This window comes from Thermodesulfobacteriota bacterium, assembly GCA_040757775.1.
Classification (GTDB): Bacteria; Desulfobacterota; UBA8473; order UBA8473; family UBA8473; genus UBA8473.
Genome location: JBFLWQ010000022.1, coordinates 45,268 through 61,445, shown reverse-complemented (window position 1 = coordinate 61,445; position 16,178 = coordinate 45,268). Strand labels below are relative to the sequence as shown.

The window sequence follows — 16,178 nt, the reverse complement described above, 5'->3', positions numbered from 1 at the left end:
TTCAAATCGCATCTTCCGAACCTCCTGTAATATCTCTGTCCGTCCCATACGTCACCTCCACTGGTGACCATTGTAAACCGGACAGATTATGTGCTACAATACAGGACAGTTTATTTGTTTCTGACAAGTGCGGTAAAAACATTTGACATTGTTTTTACTATTGAATATAATTAAGTTAGAATCTAAAAAGTAAGAAACAGAGGAGAAAGTAAAATGGAAGTAGGGGTTAAATTAAGCAGTAAATGTCAGGTGGTGATTCCAAAACATGTCAGAGAAGCCTTAGAGATAGGACCAGGTGACGAGTTATTAATGCAGGTTAAGGAAGGGAGCTTGATTATCTACCCCAAGCCAAAAAATTATACCAATTATATGATGGGATTGCACAAGGAAGTCTGGAAGGATGTGAATACTGACAGCTATCTCAATGAGGAAAGAAAATCATGGGAGAGATAGATGATAAGATCAAGAAATTGTTCAAAAGACACCAAGTAATAGGGCTTGATACTATGCTCTTTATCTATTCTATGGAAGCAAAAGAGCCATACATGTCCGTGCTGAGTTCGATTTTTTATTACATAGAAAAGGGGCTTGCAAAAGGGGTTACATCTACCATAACCCTCACTGAGATCCTGGTAAAACCTATCAAGGACCGGAATATAGAGGCAGTCAAAGACTACAAATTTCTTCTCAACAATTTTCCTAACCTCAAAATGGTAAATATAGATCCAAAGACAGCAGAAAAAGGGGCTGAATTTAGAGCAAAATATGGAATCCGAACCCCATATGCCCTACAGATTGCCTCTGCTATTGAGAACCATGCTACCATTTTCCTCTCTAATGATTATAAACTAAAGAAGATTAAAGAGATTGAAACATTGGTGCTTAAAGAGTTGGTGAATTGATAAAGTTATTTTAAATGAGGTAGATACCAGTAGAGCATTTCCTAAGTACCGTAGCAACAATGTTAAGAATTTCGCAGCCGGCAGTCAGTACGGCGGTGAGCGGAGGTGAACAACTGGCTAAAGACCGTAACTTCTGTATAGATGGATGATTAACTTATAAACTGATGTACGTTCCCTATTTACTCCCGCATCTCACTTCCAATGTTATGTACGTAATCCAAAAATTCAGGGCTTAATAAAAATGGAAAAATTTGATCGTTTATTAGCTCTGGATACTTTCCGGGGAATTACAATTGCGTCAATGATTATTGTAAATTTTCCCGGAAGCTTCTCTCATGTTTACGCACCTCTGAGTCATTCAAAGTGGCATGGATGCACTCCCACGGATTTAATTTTCCCATTTTTTCTTTTTATAGTTGGCGTTGCTATATCGTATTCATTCAGGAAATTTGACGATAAAACTTCTTTATTTGCTACAAGTAAAATAGCAAAACGGGCATTAATAATCTTTTTGATTGGATTGGCATTAAATGCATTTCCATTTAACTCTGGGATTTCAGATTTGCGTATATTGGGAGTATTACAACGGATAGGTATCGCATATGGAATAGCTGCATTGTTTTGTCTTTATTTCAACTCAAAAAAACTGACAATCATATCAGGGATTATATTAATCATCTATTGGCTGCTATTATTGGGATTTGGCCAAGGTGACCCTTATGGTATGGAAAGCAATTTAGTCCGCGTTATTGACCTCAGGATTTTTGGTGAAAATCATCTATGGAAAGGAATCGGAATACCTTTTGATCCAGAAGGATTGTTGAGCACGCTCCCTGCTGTTGTAACAACTATTTTTGGATATTTAGCCGGTGAATCATTACAGACAAAATCCAATCTTAAGTCATTTGTTTATTGTATGTTTTTAGTGGGTGTTACTGCTATACTGATTGGGAAAATCTGGGGTATAACTTTCCCGATTAATAAATCTCTATGGACAAGTTCATATGTGGTTTATACATCAGGTTGGGCGTTGATATTTCTTTCGATTCTCTTATGGTTTATAGATGTTCAGGGATATAAGAAGTGGACATTTCCGTTTGTTGTCTTTGGCATGAATCCTTTATTTCTATACGTACTTTCAATTGTCTGGTTGAAAATTTATATTTCCTTAATAAAGATAACTAAAGCTGATGGTTCCGTTGTCAATGGGGTTGATTGGCTTTATAATCAATTATTTGTACCTGCTGCCGGTTACCTGAATGGCTCACTTTTATTTGCTGTAACACATGTCTTAATTTTTTGGATTATATTGTTAATTCTATATAGTAGGAAGATATTTATAAAAATATGATATATTTAGAGAGATAGAGGGGACAAGGGTTACTGCCAAAATTAACCTTGCAAATCGAAAGAGTTTATTTTAATATTCAATGATGATAACACGAAAGGCACAAAAAACCGCTGAACTTTCTCTGAAACAATATCCTGTTGTTGGAATCCTGGGACCCCGTCAGGTTGGTAAAACGACCCTGGCAAGAGCCATACAACGTATTCTCACACAAAAATTCATCCTTCATCAGGCAATTCATGGGAAGGCTTCGTAATTGAGCAGATTATCGGCATAATCCCTGAATACTGGCAAAGCTTTTTTTATCGAACAAGTGCAGGAGCAGAAATTGATCTTTTGCTCTTTGATCACAGGAATGAACCAATCGCTATAGAGATAAAGTATTCCCTGAGTCCAAAAGTTGAAAAAGGCTTCTGGAACGGTATGAAAGACCTACGTTGCAAAAAGGGATTTGTCATCTATCCGGGGGATGAAATATACCCGATTAGCAAAGATGTTTTTGCCCTGCCAGTTAAAAATATGGGGAGAATTTTTGAGTAGCTATAGTTTATATATGTGTTTTTTTAGGCGGTGCGGGAGCTAGGCATCAGTCAGACTCAACTGGCACAGATGTTAAGAATTTCGTAGCCGACAGTCAGTGCGGCGGTGAGCAGAGGTGAACAACTGGCCAAAGACCATAACTTCTTGTATAGATGAATGATTAACTTATAAGCCGATGTACGTCCCCTATTTTCTACGTTTAATTTAACACGCAATAAGATGGGTATAACAAGCTGCTGGAGAATCGACGGTAAAACGCTTGTGCGTTTCCTGCGTCTCATCTCCAACGGTATCTGCGTAATTCAAAAAATCATGGCTTAATAAAAGTGGATCAGTTATCTAATCGAAGGGGTTAAGGAGGGAATCATGCTTTATCAGACTATCCTATATGATATAGTTGAACCTGGCATCCTGAAGATTACTCTCAATCGTCCTGAAGTACGCAATGCCATTAACCATCAGCTAATTACTGATCTTAATGCCGCTTACGAAAAAGCACAGAAAGACGATTCTGTGAGGGTAATTATTGTTACCGGTGCAGGTACTGCTTTTAGTGCAGGACTGGACCTGGTCGCATATCGTGGGAAATCTCCTTTGGAATTCAGGAGATTTATAGAGACCTTTTATCTTGAAATGACCGAGATTCTTTACAAAATGGGCAAACCGATCATCGCTGCTCTTAATGGCCCCACTCTTGCGGCTGGCTGTTCCATTGCTTTTTCATGTGATATGCTGGTTGCTTCTGAGAGAGCAGTTATTGGCTATCCCGAAATTAACGTAGGGCTGGTTCCAGCCATGCATCTTATTTTATTACCCCGTCTGGTAGGTAAACATAAGGCATTTGAGCTGGCATTTACCGGAGATACCATTTCGGCCAAAACTGCGGCAGAGATCGGTTTGATAAATCACGCAGTCCCCCATGAAAAGCTGGAGGGGGAGGTTATGAAATATGCCCGTAATTTTGCGTCGAAATCACCTTTGGTTATGAAGATGAACCGGGATGCCTTCTATCGTGGATTGACCATGGAATTCAGGGCTGGAATAGCCGATGCCGGTGATGCACTGGCTATATTGGCAAGTTCTGAGGATTCTGTTGAAGGCATGACCGCCTTTAAAGAAAAGCGGAAGCCGGTATGGAAAGGAAGATAAGAATAAGGAGGGTTTTTATTATGTACTTTGCAGAGAGATTGGCAGAATGGGTTGTTGATTTAAAATACAAGGATATTCCGGCAGATGTGGTTGAAAAGGCTAAACTCTGCATCTACGATTGGGTATGTATAGCCGTTTATGGGGCTGACTCTCCCTGGACTAAAGCCCTCCTCGACATAGTTAGAGAGACTGGAGGGAGAGGGGAGTCTACTATTATGGTACATAAGGATCTTGTACCGTCTCCCAATGCGGCGATGGTAAATGCGGTTATGGCATTGAGCTATGACCTGAGTGATACATATCCACGGGTGGAACTCCATCCCAGTTGCAGTGTGATAGCCTCAGCATTGGCTATGGCTGAACGGGAGGGTGTGACAGGAAAAGACCTTATAACCTCTGTTGTGGCTGGCTATGAGGTTGTGACCAGGGTTGCATCTGCCATGAATAGGAGACCCCAGAGTTTCACTGCTGCCAGGGGCTTTGAGGCGAACTCCATATTTCCTTCCTTTGGTGCAGTTGCCGCTTCTGGTAAACTCCTTGACCTGAAGCAGGAGGAGATGACCAATGCCTTTGGCCTGGCAGGAGGGTCTATGGGTGCAGCCACCATAGATTACCTTATTGACGGAAACTGGACTTACAGGTGGAACTCTGGAAGGGCATCACAAAACGGGATACTAAATGCCCTTATGGCAAAAAAGGGGTTTGTTGGCCCTCATGCCATATTTGAGGGACAATGGGATAGTAAAGGACGGTTTGGGGTTATCAATGCCCTTTCAGGAGACATGACATTCCAGGACGACCTCGTAGACGGTCTTGGAGAAACATGGAATATCAAAGAAATGGCATTTAAATACTATGGATGCTGCCATTATAACCAGGGGTATGCAGATGGGGTAATCAAACTTATAAATGAACATGGATTCGAAGCAGAGGATATAGGTGAGATAACGGCATATGTTCCACATTTTGCCCTCTTCCTGGGTGTCCCCAGAGAAGTGAAAGTCAAACCAAAAAATCTGACCATATCTCAGTGGAGCCTGCCTTTCATCCTTGCAACAGTGATAGTAGACGGCCATCTTTTAAATCCAAAGGAGCAGCTATCTGAAAAAAGACTTACAGACACTAAGATGCTTGATCTGGCGGATAAGGTGAAGATTGAGAGAGATAGGGAACTGGACAAGGCATTTATGGAAGATGGTATATTTAAATCTCCCCTGAATGTCCGTTTGAAAGACGGGAATGAATATGAGATTACTTCCACATGCAAAGGATTCAGCCATAATCCTCTGACCGAGGAAGAGATGGATAACAAGTTTGATGTACTTACCTCAAGTGTGTTCGAAAAGGGAAAACGGGAAAGTATAAAGAAAGAATTGAAAACCCTCGAAGGGATAAAGAGCGTTTCCGAATGGGTAAGGAGTTGGTGATCAAGCAGAACCTGGTATTATGCCCCAAACTTTGCAAGGCGTCCCGCATTGGCGAGCATAATGGCCATAAGATTAACGGTGGGCTGGCGGCCTAACCCTCCCTGGATGCAGCTTATCTCATCGAATTTTGTTACCTGATCAATTCGGCAGAACTTAGAATTCAGTATTACTGGAAGGGGATGCCAGCTATGTCCACCCCACTTTGCAGGGGTAGAATGATCCCCTGTTACCGCCAGTACATCAGGGTTTAGTTCAGTTATCTGGGGCAAAAGGCTATCAACCTCTTCAATTACCTTCACCTTGGCATCAAAATCCCCATCTTCTCCACGGGAGTCGGTCTGTTTGATGTGTAGATAGAAGAAATCATAATTGTTAAACTGGTCTTTCAATGCCTTAAATTCATCCTCAATACCCTCCAGTGATGGAAGAACAGTCATCCCCAGCAACCGGGCTATTCCTTTATACATAGGATAAGTAGCTATAGCAAGAGACTTCAAGCCAAACCTTGTTTCTAACGAAGGATAGACTCTGTGCCTGGCAAATCCCCTGAGGAGGATCATATTGGCATTCTTTTCATCAGCCAGTATTGATTTTGCCTGAGACAGAAAATCCGAAACCAAGTTAGTTGTTGCCTTTGATTCGGGATTATTGGCTTTGGGTTCCAGGGGGAATAATCCAACCTTTTGAGGGTCTGTATCTTCTATGTCTCCTTCAAGACTGTCTCCCCTTAATACCAGTACTGCCCTGTGTTCTTTGACTGGTTCAACGAAAACCTCAGTATTACCAAGCCTGATATTTTCTTTTAGCTTTGCACATATCCTACTGTTTTCAGAATTGTTTATTCTGCCGGCTCTACGGTCAATGACCCTCCCCTCTTTGTCGATGGTTGCATAGTTTATCCGGGCTACCACATCTCTGGGAGTCAATGGAAAAGCTATCCCAGATGCCTCCAGAATCCCCCTTCCAATATTGCTTTCGAAAGGATCATAACCGAAGAGAGCGAAATGAGAAGGCCCACTCCCAGGAGTGATCCCCGGGGCAACAGGGTCCAACAAACCGCAGGTAGAGTTTTTAGCCAATTCATCCAGGTTGGGTGTATGGGCAACCTGCAGTTCAGTTCCCCCTTTTCCTTCCACTTCCAGTCCACCTACCCCATCTAAAATGAGATACACTATTTTAGTGTTATTTTTTATTACCAGTTTTTCAAGAAGACCATGTGAAAGCATTTATTTCTCCCCCACTCAAACCTTCTTTTCTACAAAAGCATAGGCATTATGGTTGTGAATGCTTTCAAAGTTTTCTGCCTCCACACTAAACCAGGTAATATTTGTATCGGCATCGAGCTTAGAGGCTACATTCCTGACCACGTCTTCAACAAACATAGGATTTAAATATGCCTTTTCTGTAACGAATTTTTCATCGGACCTCTTAAGAAGGGAGTAGACTTCACTACTTGCGGACTCCTCAACATATTTTATAATATCTTCAATCCAGAGGAATTTTTCGAAACGCAGCTTAACTGATGCTTTACCCCTCTGATTATGGGCGCCATCCTGGCTAATTTCTTTAGAGCAGGGGCATAAGGTGGTGATGGGGACGTCTACCTGAATATATAAATCTCTCTCTTCATTGTGGGATGCACAAAATTTGCAGGTATATTCCATCAGGCTCTTTGCTTTCGAAACAGGAGCCCTTTTCTCTATAAAATAAGGAAATTCTATCTCCAGGTGAGCAGATTTGGCATTGAGTTTTTCTTTCATTTCGTCAATTATGGTGAAGAGGGTTTTGATATTTATTCTTCCCCTGTACTCATTCAGTATCTCAATGAATCTACTCATATGGGTCCCCTTGAAGTGATGGGGAAGGTTGACATACATATTGATGTTAGCTATTGTATGTTGCGTCTTATTCTTGCGGTCTAAAACGATAATCGGGTATTTGATATTTTTTACACCGACTTTCTCAATCTCTATATTCCTATGGTCAATCTGGTTTTGAATATCGATCATATCTATGCTTTCTTTTAATTACCCTTCTGAAATAAGTAGGGCAATCACACAGGATTGCCCCTACTCTAACTCATAATAGGAGGCACAGGAACCCTCAGATTCCCAGACAGCTACCTTGCTTATTACAACATTACCATCACTGGTCTCTTTCTCTAAATTCTTGAATATATAAACCGCAATATTCTCAGAAGATGGATTTACCTCAGAAAAGTAAGGAATCTCATTTAGATACGTGTGATCCAATTGATTTAAAATGGTATGAGTTTTTTCTTTCAAGGTTCTGAAATCTATTGCCATGCCAGTACTATCCAGTTTTTTTGCCCTTGCATAGACGTCTACTCTAAAGTTGTGCCCATGGAGCCCTTCACATTTGCCTTCGTACTCTCTAAGGCTGTGGGCAGCAGAAAACCCTGATTCAATCATTACCTCATACATTGAACACCTCTCCTTGTTTTAAGATAACAATTCTTCGGTTTTTTATTTCTGCAAGGTCATGTTCCAGTTCAGGAAGGTGCTGAGGTTTCATGTGAAAGACAAGGATGGATAAGTCAGGGTTCTTTAATTTGTCCAGTTGATCTTTTAGCATCAAGGGGGTAAGATGCCCGCTAATCTCAGCCAGCTTACTTAAACGATTTGGGAAAGATGTTTCTATAAATACCGCTTTTAGGTCCGGTAACTTATTGGCTTCTTCCCAAATCTTGTCTGTAGTGCCTGTATCACCGGTATATACAATGGAGCTCTTTTTATCCCTGATTATATAGCCCACAGCATCCACTGCGTGATTGACAGGAATGGCAATGACAGTTAGCCCTGCAATACAGATAAACTCCCCTGTTTTTATCGGCTTAAACTGCAAGATGGGCTTTTCTATAGTAGGGAGGACGGTAAAGTCCGGGTATATTTTATCGTTCAACAGATGAGACTTTAGGTTATCAATGACTTCGGGAATACTGATTATTTCTACTGAGGTGTGATTTTCCCCTACAATTACATTGTCAGCCAGGAAGAGGATATCCTTTGTGTGATCGAGGTGAGAGTGAGTGACCAGAATACTGCGGATATTCATCTGCTCATTCAGGGTTAAGGCAGATGTTACTGTCCCGGCATCAAGAAGTAGAGTATCATTAATGAGGAATGTTGTACTATGAAAATCCTTCAGTTCCGCTCCATAACAACCAAGTACCTTTATCTTCACGTCTACTCCTAAATACTAAAAGGTTTCTCCACCTTAGTGGGTGTTACGGGTTGCTCCAGCCTTTTATCCTATCCCTTCCTTCAGGCTTTTGACGAATTGCCCTACCTTTTTAACCATATCGGGACTATTTAAGTTCTCTTCGATGATCTTTACAATGGCGCTGCCTACGATTACTGCATCAGCCCACCTAGCTACTTTACCGGCTTGCCCTGGGGTTGAGATACCAAACCCTACTCCTACCGGAAGGCATGTAAACTCCTTAACCTTGGCTACGTATTCCTCAATACGACTGTTAAGATTGCTCCTTGCACCCGTGACCCCGGTAACCGATACATAGTAAATAAATCCACTGGCTTTATTTGTAATTAGTTTTATTCTATCTTTATTACTAGTAGGAGCTATCAAGAATATAATATCCAGGTTATCCTTGTCAACATAAACCTTTAGTTCGTCCACTTCCTCAGGGGGAAGATCGACTATAAGTACACCATCTACACCAGCCTCTCTGGCATCTCTGGAAAATTTTTCAGCACCATAAGTAAAGAAAGGGTTGTAATAACCGAATAGTATGAGGGGTATCTCTGTATGCATCCGTATTTCACTAACTAAATCCAGAACATCTCTTAAGGAGACACTGTTTGCCAATGCCCGTTCTGAGGCACGTTGTATTGTGGGACCATCTGCCATGGGGTCAGAAAAAGGGACGCCCAATTCGATGATGTCTGCCCCGCTTTCCTCCAGTTGAAAAATGAGTTTCTTTGTTAAATCCAGAGATGGGTCTCCGGCAGTAATATACGGAATTAGTGCCTTTCTATTACTGGCACTTAATCTTTGAAAAACCCTGGTTATTCTGGTCATTATAGTGAAACCCCCAGGGCTTCGGCTACTGTATTCATATCTTTATCACCCCTACCTGATAGATTGACGATTATAACCTTCTCTTCGTCGAGTCTTGGGGCAAATTTTATTGTATAGGCGATAGCATGAGCGCTTTCCAGTGCAGGTATGATACCTTCGGTTGTGGTCAGGAGCCTGAATCCATCGAGAGCATCTTTATCAGTGACAGAAGAATATTTTACTCTGCCTATGTCTTGGAAGTAGCTGTGTTCAGGACCTACCCCGGGATAATCCAGACCAGCAGCAATGGAATGGGTATGCTTGATCTGACCGTTTTCATCCTGCAGGAGATAGGTTTTACTTCCGTGGAGGACACCAACGCTTCCATCCATTATAGAAGCTGCGTGCTTGCCTGTATTAATACCGAATCCAGCGGCCTCCACCCCAACCATTTCTACCTCTTTATCATCTTTAAATGGATAAAACAACCCCATTGAATTGCTTCCGCCACCAACACAGGCAATTAGATGGTCTGGCAATCGTTTCTCCACCTCTAATATCTGCCTTTTTGTTTCCCTGCCAATTACGCTTTGAAAATCTCTAACCATCATAGGGTATGGGTGGGGACCTGCTACGGAACCAATAATATAAAAAGTATTGTATATATTGGTAACCCAATCCCGCATCGCCTCGTTCATTGCGTCTTTTAATGTATTAGTCCCGGACGAGACGGGCTGCACCTTGGCACCCAATAGCTTCATCCGAAAGACATTTAATGACTGACGCTTTATATCCTCCATGCCCATGTATATCTCGCATTCCAGTCCAAACATAGCAGCTACAGTTGCAGTGGCTACCCCATGTTGACCTGCGCCGGTTTCTGCTATAATACGAGTTTTGCCCATCTTCTTAGCCAGAATGATCTGCCCCAGAGTGTTGTTTATCTTATGAGCACCGGTATGACATAGGTCCTCTCTTTTAAGATAGACCTTGGCACCTCCCAGTCTTTGGGTTAGTCTTTCGGCCAGATATAGAGGGGTTTCTCGTCCGACATATTCCCTGAGATAGTAGTTAAGCTCCTCTTGAAATTCTCTATCGTCCCTGTACCTGTAGTATGATTCCTCTAATTCTAAGAGGGCGGGCATTAGAGTCTCTGCTACATATCTCCCTCCATATATCCCAAAATGCCCCTTTTTATCAGGTAACATATCGTTATCCCTTCTACTGCTTATAAGCCTTTTTAATTATTTTTATAAATTTTTCTAACTTAACAGGATCCTTTTTGCCTGGTTTAGATTCAACCCCACTGCTTACATCCACTCCATAGGGTTCTACCATTTGGATTGCTTTCATGACATTGGCGGGATTAAGCCCTCCTGCAAGGATAACTCTGCTGGCAAATCTTTTTGCCTCAGAGGCGAGTTCCCAATTGAAAGCTCTCCCGCCGCCTCCATAGATTTCTTCATAATATGTATCGAGTAATACAGCGCTTACCTGATAAGAGGGAATAACCTCAAGACACTTTCTGTTATTAATACTGAATGCTTTTATCACTTTTTTGTCGAAATGAGAACAAAAATCCGGTGATTCATTACCATGGAACTGGAGAATGTCTATAGAACAACTTTCACTGATCTCCCTTACTCTATCCTCTTTTTCATTAACGAATACCCCTACCGAGGATACGAATGGTGGAAGCTCACGAGTTATTTCCCTAGCTGTGTCTTCTCGAATATAACGGGGGCTGTCTTTATAAAACACAAAACCCAGGGCATCAGCCCCAAGGTTTACTGCCCGGATAGCATCTTCTATATTGGTTATTCCACAGATTTTAATCTTTGTCATTTATATCAGGGCTAACCCCTCCTGAAAGGAAAGTCCATACTCCTTTATCATCCCAATTTTGACTTAGTAGGAGTCCATCGTTAATGGAAGGTCTTATCACTATCTTTCCCACCATTTATGACTTTATAGCGCCTCTTAAGCCTTGACCACTTCCATCTCATATAGTACTGGTATAAAAATCCCCATATTCTATGGTAATTCAGGTATATTATACCAAAAACCATCCCCCCAAGATGAGTAATGTGGGCAATGCCTCCACCAGTTCCAGCTATGGATGCATAGAGCTCAATAGCCCCGAATATCATAACAAAGTATTTTGCCTTTATGGGAAAGAACAGATAAATATAAATAATGCGGTTAGGAAAAAACCAACCATAGGCTAAAAGGATACCATAGATCACTCCAGACATTCCAATAGTGGGAATAAAGAGGTTAGGGGTTATAAGCACAGTGCATATTGCGGCACCAATGCCGGTAATAAAAAAGTATCTTAGAAATACCCTGGAACCCCAGTATCTTTCAAATTCACAGCCAAACATCCAGAGGGCAAAGAGATTAAATAATAAATGAAAAAACCCTCCGTGGAGGAATATATATGTCCCTAATTGCCAAAGAAAATATTCATGCCATACCATAGCAGGAACCAATCCAAAAATCAGGTTCATCTGCTGACCAACTATCGTTTGAAGCAAGAAAACTGCCCCTGATATGATTAAAAGCTTCTTAACAGTAGGGGTCATTGAAGGTCCAAAGGAAAGATGCTGTCTTTTGGAGTAATACTCCATTTATATATCCTTTCAAAAAGACTTGGGTATGAATCCTTTTCAGGTTGGAATAGATTTTATACTCAATGGTGAAAAATAAAGGCATTAAAGGGGCTTAAAAATAAAACCCCTGTAATGCCTGATCAGTAGATAATTAAAGCTTTTTCCTCGCTTTAATCTCTGTCTTTCTGATCTTCCAGAAATCGGGCTTCCTCTTTTCCATAAACGCTTTGGGTCCCTCTTTACACTCCGCACTATCAAACCAATCAGGATACATTAGCCTTGACATCTGACCGTATGAACCAGACATGTAGTCAATATCCATATCGAAGCTTGCCTTTAGGATTTCCAGACAACCAGGGCTCAACGACAGGATTTCCTCACACCATTTATCCACCTCTTCATCAAGTTTATCCAAGGGCACTATAGTATTTATCAGTCCCATCTCTAGTGCCTGCTGGGCATTGTAGCGTCTGCAGAGCATCCACATTTCCCTTGCCTTTTTGGCTCCCACAACCCTTGTCAGGTATGCAACAAGATAACCATCAGCCGGGCTGGCAACCCGGGGTCCATTCTGCCCAAATTTGGCGTTATCTGCTGCTATAGTAAAATCGCACACATAGGCTAAGTGATGTCCCCCTCCAATAGCCCACCCTTTTACCGCCGCAATGGTCGGTTTTCGGCACATTCTAACAATTTGATTGGGGGGGTATCTCCAGTAAAATTGCTCTCTTAGACCGGTGGCCTCCCAGCCGACATCACCACCCGTACTGAATGCCTTATCCCCTGCACCTGTAATAATTACCGCACCAATCAGAGAATCATGGCTGGCATCATCCACTGCTCTGAACATTTCATCCTGGGTCAAATTGGTAAAAGAATTGAGTTTGTCTGGACGGTTGATCGTTACTCTGGCTATTCCACCTTCCAGTTCCTTATGGTACTTCTTCTCATAAATAATGTCTTTAAAATCAAAACCAGCTACAGTTTTCCACTTTGTCCAAGCCATTTCTTATGACCTCCCTTAATATAGATATTCTATACCCCCCTTTGTTGAAGGTAGTGCTTTAAATATACCTGCTCCTTTTTCCAAGTCAAGGTATTTTTTCAGTACAAATAACTATTTGACAGTGAATGGATTGAATGCTAAAGTACCTGATACTTTTTACGAAGCCATCAATTTTATAGGGGAGAGATAAAACAACATGACAAGAATAATCCTCGTTAGACATGGAGAGACCGATTGGAACAAACAGCAGGTATTTCGAGGAAGGATTGATGTGCCCCTTAACTCTGTGGGGCTTGAGCAGGCAAGGGCAACCGGTGAAGCCCTTGGTAATTACAGGATAGATGCAATTTATTCAAGTCCTTTGAGCAGGGCGATGGAGACAGCTAATGCCATCGGCAGGTCTCACCCCTACCTCTCGATAAAAGAGGCAGAAGGCTTTATCGATATTGACTTTGGAAAGTGGCAGGGGATGCCCCATGACAGGGTGAAGGAAGAATATAAGGAGCTTTATGATAAATGGCAAAAAGAACCTCACAATGTTAAAACGCCTGATGGTGAAAGTCTGGATGATGTGAAACTCCGGTCTATGGGAGCACTAAATAACATACTTACCAGTCATGAAAATGAGGTCGTCGCAATTGCTTCACACAGGGTGGTAAATAAGGTTATTCTGTGTGCCGTACTGGGGCTGACCAATCAACATTTCTGGCGCATAAGGCAGGATACATGTGCAATAAATATATTCGACAGCTCGGAGAGAGGATTTATTATCTCTGTGATAAATGATACCTGCCATATCAAAGCAATGGCTGACAGTGCAAGTAGGGCAGATTTTTAAGTAAGTGTTCAGCTGTTAGTCATCCGGTCTCAGTAAAAAACAAATCCTTTACCCCTTCGCCTTGCTTATTATAGCGTATCTTGCTGTTGGCTGTTTGCTGATCGCTGACCGCTTATATTTTTTGATAGAAGGTTCCGCATGTTAGTAGATTCTCACGCCCATCTGGATTTGCCTGAATTTGATAATGATCGAAGTGAGGTTATTAAAAGGGCAAAGGAGAGCGGGATAGACTATATTCTTACCATTGGGATCAATTCGGAGTCATGCAGCGAGGCTATAGAACTGGCAGACTCTTACGATTTTATATATGCATCCATAGGTATCCATCCCCATGATGCAAAAGATATTAACGAAAACACCTATACGGTTTTAAAGTCACTTGCCAATAACAAAAAAGTAGTTGCTTTTGGAGAGATTGGCCTCGATCTCTATCGTAATCTCTCTCCAAAGGGTATTCAAATCAAGAGATTTCGGGAACAGATCAACCTGGCCAATGAGTTGAAGCTTCCTGTTATAATCCATAATAGAAATGCCCATAAAGAGACCCTGGAGATTCTGAAAGAAGAAGGCGCCAGGAATTTGGGGGGGATTATACACTGTTTCTCAGGCGATTACTCTATGGCGAAGAGTTGTATTGATATGGGGTTTTATATTTCCATCCCCGGTACGATAACTTTCCCAAAGGCTGTAGAGCTTCGGGAAATAGTAAAAAAACTTTCCCTCTCAAAAATACTGATTGAGACCGACTGCCCGTTTCTCACACCGGTTCCCTACCGGGGCAAGAGAAATGAACCTTCTTTTGTAAGGTATGTAGCGGAAATGATAGCTTCCCTTAAAGATACATCCTTTGAAGAGGTCGCAGAGATTACATCCCAGAACTTCAGAACCCTTTTTGCCTCCTCACTAATCCCCTAAGGATAAACAGCAGAGCTGTCCTCCTCTGGCCTCCTTCTATGTCGCCCTCTCCTTTAGACCAACGCAATTGTGCCATGTGCTGTTACCCCTCTTCACTCACGTCATTTTCGAGCGGTGCGGCTATTACCTGTTTGTCGGGTTCGGGCGGCAGGAGATGCCGGGGCAGAAAAGCAAGTCCGGCGATGAGTGTAGGAACGACGGCGCTCGCGATGACGACTGCTACAAGGAAAGAGTATTGTCCCTGAGTCACGATGCCATGCGAGAAACCATACAAGGCGGAAATTGTACCAAAGGTCAGCCCTGTGGACATCATCAAGGTGTAATACCATCGCTCGTCGCGTCTGCGCCGGAACTGTCCAATAACTGGATATAACCCGAATATCTTCGATAACACCTTACTCCCCAGCAATACCAGGAAAACAATCGGGGCCGAAGCAAGGGCTGGCAATGAAACGAACGTCCCAGCGCGAATGAAATAGAACGGTGTGAGGAATCCAACAGTCAAAGTCCGCAGTCGCCGAATCCAAAAAGTATCGCCATTCGAGAATTCGGCCAGAACAATGCCAACAAGATATGCCGGAAGCACCGCTTCGCTGCCCGACCAAAGCGCCAGAGCGCCCAGACCGAAAAGGATAAGTATCACCCATTTGGTTCTGATCGCGGCGGTACGGTAAGCGTATATACGGGTCAAAAAACGGCTGGTAAACGGCAGAATCGCCAAAATAAAAGCGGTCACGGCAATAAATATGACCGTCTTGTATGTGAATGGCGCAAACAATAAACCGAGGGCAATAACCGTCCCAAGATCATTTATGAAGCAAGCCCCAAGAATGCCCTTTCCGAAATCGGTTCTGTTGAAGCCGGTTTCCAGCATGACTGCGTAGACAACCGCCATAGAGGTTGTGGAAAGCGCTACGCCGCAGAGCAAACTTGCCTGGAGTCCCCAACCCAGGAGGTAGCGCGCAATTACAGCACAGCCCATAAACGGCGCGATGAAACCGATCAGACCAACGACAGTTACCTCCTTCAGCTTCGTTCGAATCACATCCGGTTCGAGTTCGGCGCCAGCCAGAAAGGTCAGCAAGACAGCTCCGGATGAAGCCAGAAAACGCACCCATTCCAGATTTGAACCCAAATCCTCTGTTTTGCCGAAGGAAGCGGCCACGGCGGCCGTAATTACACCCACGCAAATTTCAACCAGGGCGATGGATACGCGCAGGTGATAGGCTATTATGGCGGAAGTAACGGCCAATCCAAGCCAAAGGGAAGCAATAATGAAAATCTGCTCCATTTCGGAGTCCTCCTTTCGTAAAACCAACCGCGCCTCGACGAAGGCACAAAAAAACCCGCTTTGCAGCGGGTTAGTTATTGTACAGTAATGACTCCACCGCTGCAGCAGC

General features: G+C 42.6%; 18 protein-coding genes. 8 read left to right on the top strand and 10 right to left on the bottom strand.

Going from position 1 to position 16,178, the window contains the following annotated elements:
- Positions 1-213: 213 nt before the first annotated feature.
- The 6 genes from AB1401_12540 (at position 214) to AB1401_12515 (ending at position 5,366) form a co-directional block, all read left to right on the top strand.
- Positions 214-453 (top strand): AbrB/MazE/SpoVT family DNA-binding domain-containing protein, encoded by a 240-nt coding sequence (locus AB1401_12540; GenBank protein MEW6616274.1) that lies wholly within the window; start codon positions 214-216, stop codon positions 451-453.
- Positions 441-902 (top strand): PIN domain-containing protein, encoded by a 462-nt coding sequence (locus AB1401_12535; protein MEW6616273.1) that lies wholly within the window; start codon positions 441-443, stop codon positions 900-902. Before AB1401_12540 ends, AB1401_12535 begins: the two co-directional genes overlap by 13 nt.
- Before the next feature lie 241 nt (positions 903-1,143).
- Complete coding sequence (locus AB1401_12530) at positions 1,144-2,253, top strand: heparan-alpha-glucosaminide N-acetyltransferase domain-containing protein (protein ID MEW6616272.1); 1,110 nt, start codon at positions 1,144-1,146, stop codon at positions 2,251-2,253.
- Between the two features lie 213 nt (positions 2,254-2,466).
- Positions 2,467-2,790, top strand: a complete 324-nt coding sequence (locus AB1401_12525) for a DUF4143 domain-containing protein (GenBank protein ID MEW6616271.1) — start codon at positions 2,467-2,469, stop codon at positions 2,788-2,790.
- Positions 2,791-3,156: 366 nt separating this feature from the next.
- Positions 3,157-3,939: an enoyl-CoA hydratase/isomerase family protein gene (locus AB1401_12520; protein MEW6616270.1), complete on the top strand. Its 783-nt coding sequence runs from the start codon at positions 3,157-3,159 to the stop codon at positions 3,937-3,939.
- Between the two features lie 20 nt (positions 3,940-3,959).
- Positions 3,960-5,366: an MmgE/PrpD family protein gene (locus AB1401_12515; protein ID MEW6616269.1), complete on the top strand. Its 1,407-nt coding sequence runs from the start codon at positions 3,960-3,962 to the stop codon at positions 5,364-5,366.
- Positions 5,367-5,383: 17 nt separating this feature from the next.
- Here AB1401_12515 and AB1401_12510 read toward each other — a convergent pair whose 3' ends face one another.
- The 9 genes from AB1401_12510 to AB1401_12470 all read right to left on the bottom strand — a co-directional run bounded on the left by AB1401_12510 (position 5,384) and on the right by AB1401_12470 (position 13,025).
- Positions 5,384-6,592: a 2,3-bisphosphoglycerate-independent phosphoglycerate mutase gene (locus tag AB1401_12510; GenBank protein ID MEW6616268.1), complete on the bottom strand. Its 1,209-nt coding sequence runs from the start codon at positions 6,590-6,592 to the stop codon at positions 5,384-5,386.
- A gap of 15 nt (positions 6,593-6,607) precedes the next feature.
- Positions 6,608-7,375 carry a GTP cyclohydrolase FolE2 gene (gene folE2, locus AB1401_12505; GenBank protein ID MEW6616267.1) on the bottom strand — a complete coding sequence of 256 codons (768 nt, stop codon included), beginning with the start codon at positions 7,373-7,375 and terminating at the stop codon, positions 6,608-6,610.
- Positions 7,376-7,435: 60 nt separating this feature from the next.
- Positions 7,436-7,810: a 6-carboxytetrahydropterin synthase QueD gene (gene queD, locus AB1401_12500; protein MEW6616266.1), complete on the bottom strand. Its 375-nt coding sequence runs from the start codon at positions 7,808-7,810 to the stop codon at positions 7,436-7,438.
- Positions 7,803-8,570 (bottom strand): 3',5'-cyclic-nucleotide phosphodiesterase, encoded by a 768-nt coding sequence (locus AB1401_12495; protein ID MEW6616265.1) that lies wholly within the window; start codon positions 8,568-8,570, stop codon positions 7,803-7,805. Before AB1401_12495 ends, queD begins: the two co-directional genes overlap by 8 nt.
- 63 nt (positions 8,571-8,633) lie before the next feature.
- Positions 8,634-9,428, bottom strand: a complete 795-nt coding sequence (gene trpA, locus AB1401_12490; protein MEW6616264.1) for a tryptophan synthase subunit alpha — start codon at positions 9,426-9,428, stop codon at positions 8,634-8,636.
- Positions 9,428-10,615: a tryptophan synthase subunit beta gene (gene trpB, locus AB1401_12485; protein MEW6616263.1), complete on the bottom strand. Its 1,188-nt coding sequence runs from the start codon at positions 10,613-10,615 to the stop codon at positions 9,428-9,430. The genes trpA and trpB overlap by 1 nt, the downstream gene beginning before the upstream one ends.
- Before the next feature lie 13 nt (positions 10,616-10,628).
- Positions 10,629-11,252 (bottom strand): phosphoribosylanthranilate isomerase, encoded by a 624-nt coding sequence (locus AB1401_12480; protein MEW6616262.1) that lies wholly within the window; start codon positions 11,250-11,252, stop codon positions 10,629-10,631.
- 80 nt (positions 11,253-11,332) lie between these two features.
- On the bottom strand, positions 11,333-12,037 hold the full coding sequence (locus tag AB1401_12475; GenBank protein ID MEW6616261.1) for a rhomboid family intramembrane serine protease: 705 nt from the start codon (positions 12,035-12,037) through the stop codon (positions 11,333-11,335).
- A gap of 133 nt (positions 12,038-12,170) precedes the next feature.
- Complete coding sequence (locus AB1401_12470; GenBank protein ID MEW6616260.1) at positions 12,171-13,025, bottom strand: enoyl-CoA hydratase-related protein; 855 nt, start codon at positions 13,023-13,025, stop codon at positions 12,171-12,173.
- A 196-nt stretch (positions 13,026-13,221) separates the two neighbouring features.
- On the opposite strand from AB1401_12470, the gene AB1401_12465 reads away from it, so the two are divergent.
- Entirely contained in the window at positions 13,222-13,863 is a 642-nt protein-coding gene (locus AB1401_12465; GenBank protein MEW6616259.1) for a histidine phosphatase family protein, read from the top strand.
- A gap of 138 nt (positions 13,864-14,001) precedes the next feature.
- Complete coding sequence (locus AB1401_12460; GenBank protein MEW6616258.1) at positions 14,002-14,778, top strand: TatD family hydrolase; 777 nt, start codon at positions 14,002-14,004, stop codon at positions 14,776-14,778.
- Positions 14,779-14,860: 82 nt separating this feature from the next.
- Here AB1401_12460 and AB1401_12455 read toward each other — a convergent pair whose 3' ends face one another.
- Positions 14,861-16,069: a cation:proton antiporter gene (locus AB1401_12455; protein MEW6616257.1), complete on the bottom strand. Its 1,209-nt coding sequence runs from the start codon at positions 16,067-16,069 to the stop codon at positions 14,861-14,863.
- Between the last annotated feature and the right edge of the window lie 109 nt (positions 16,070-16,178).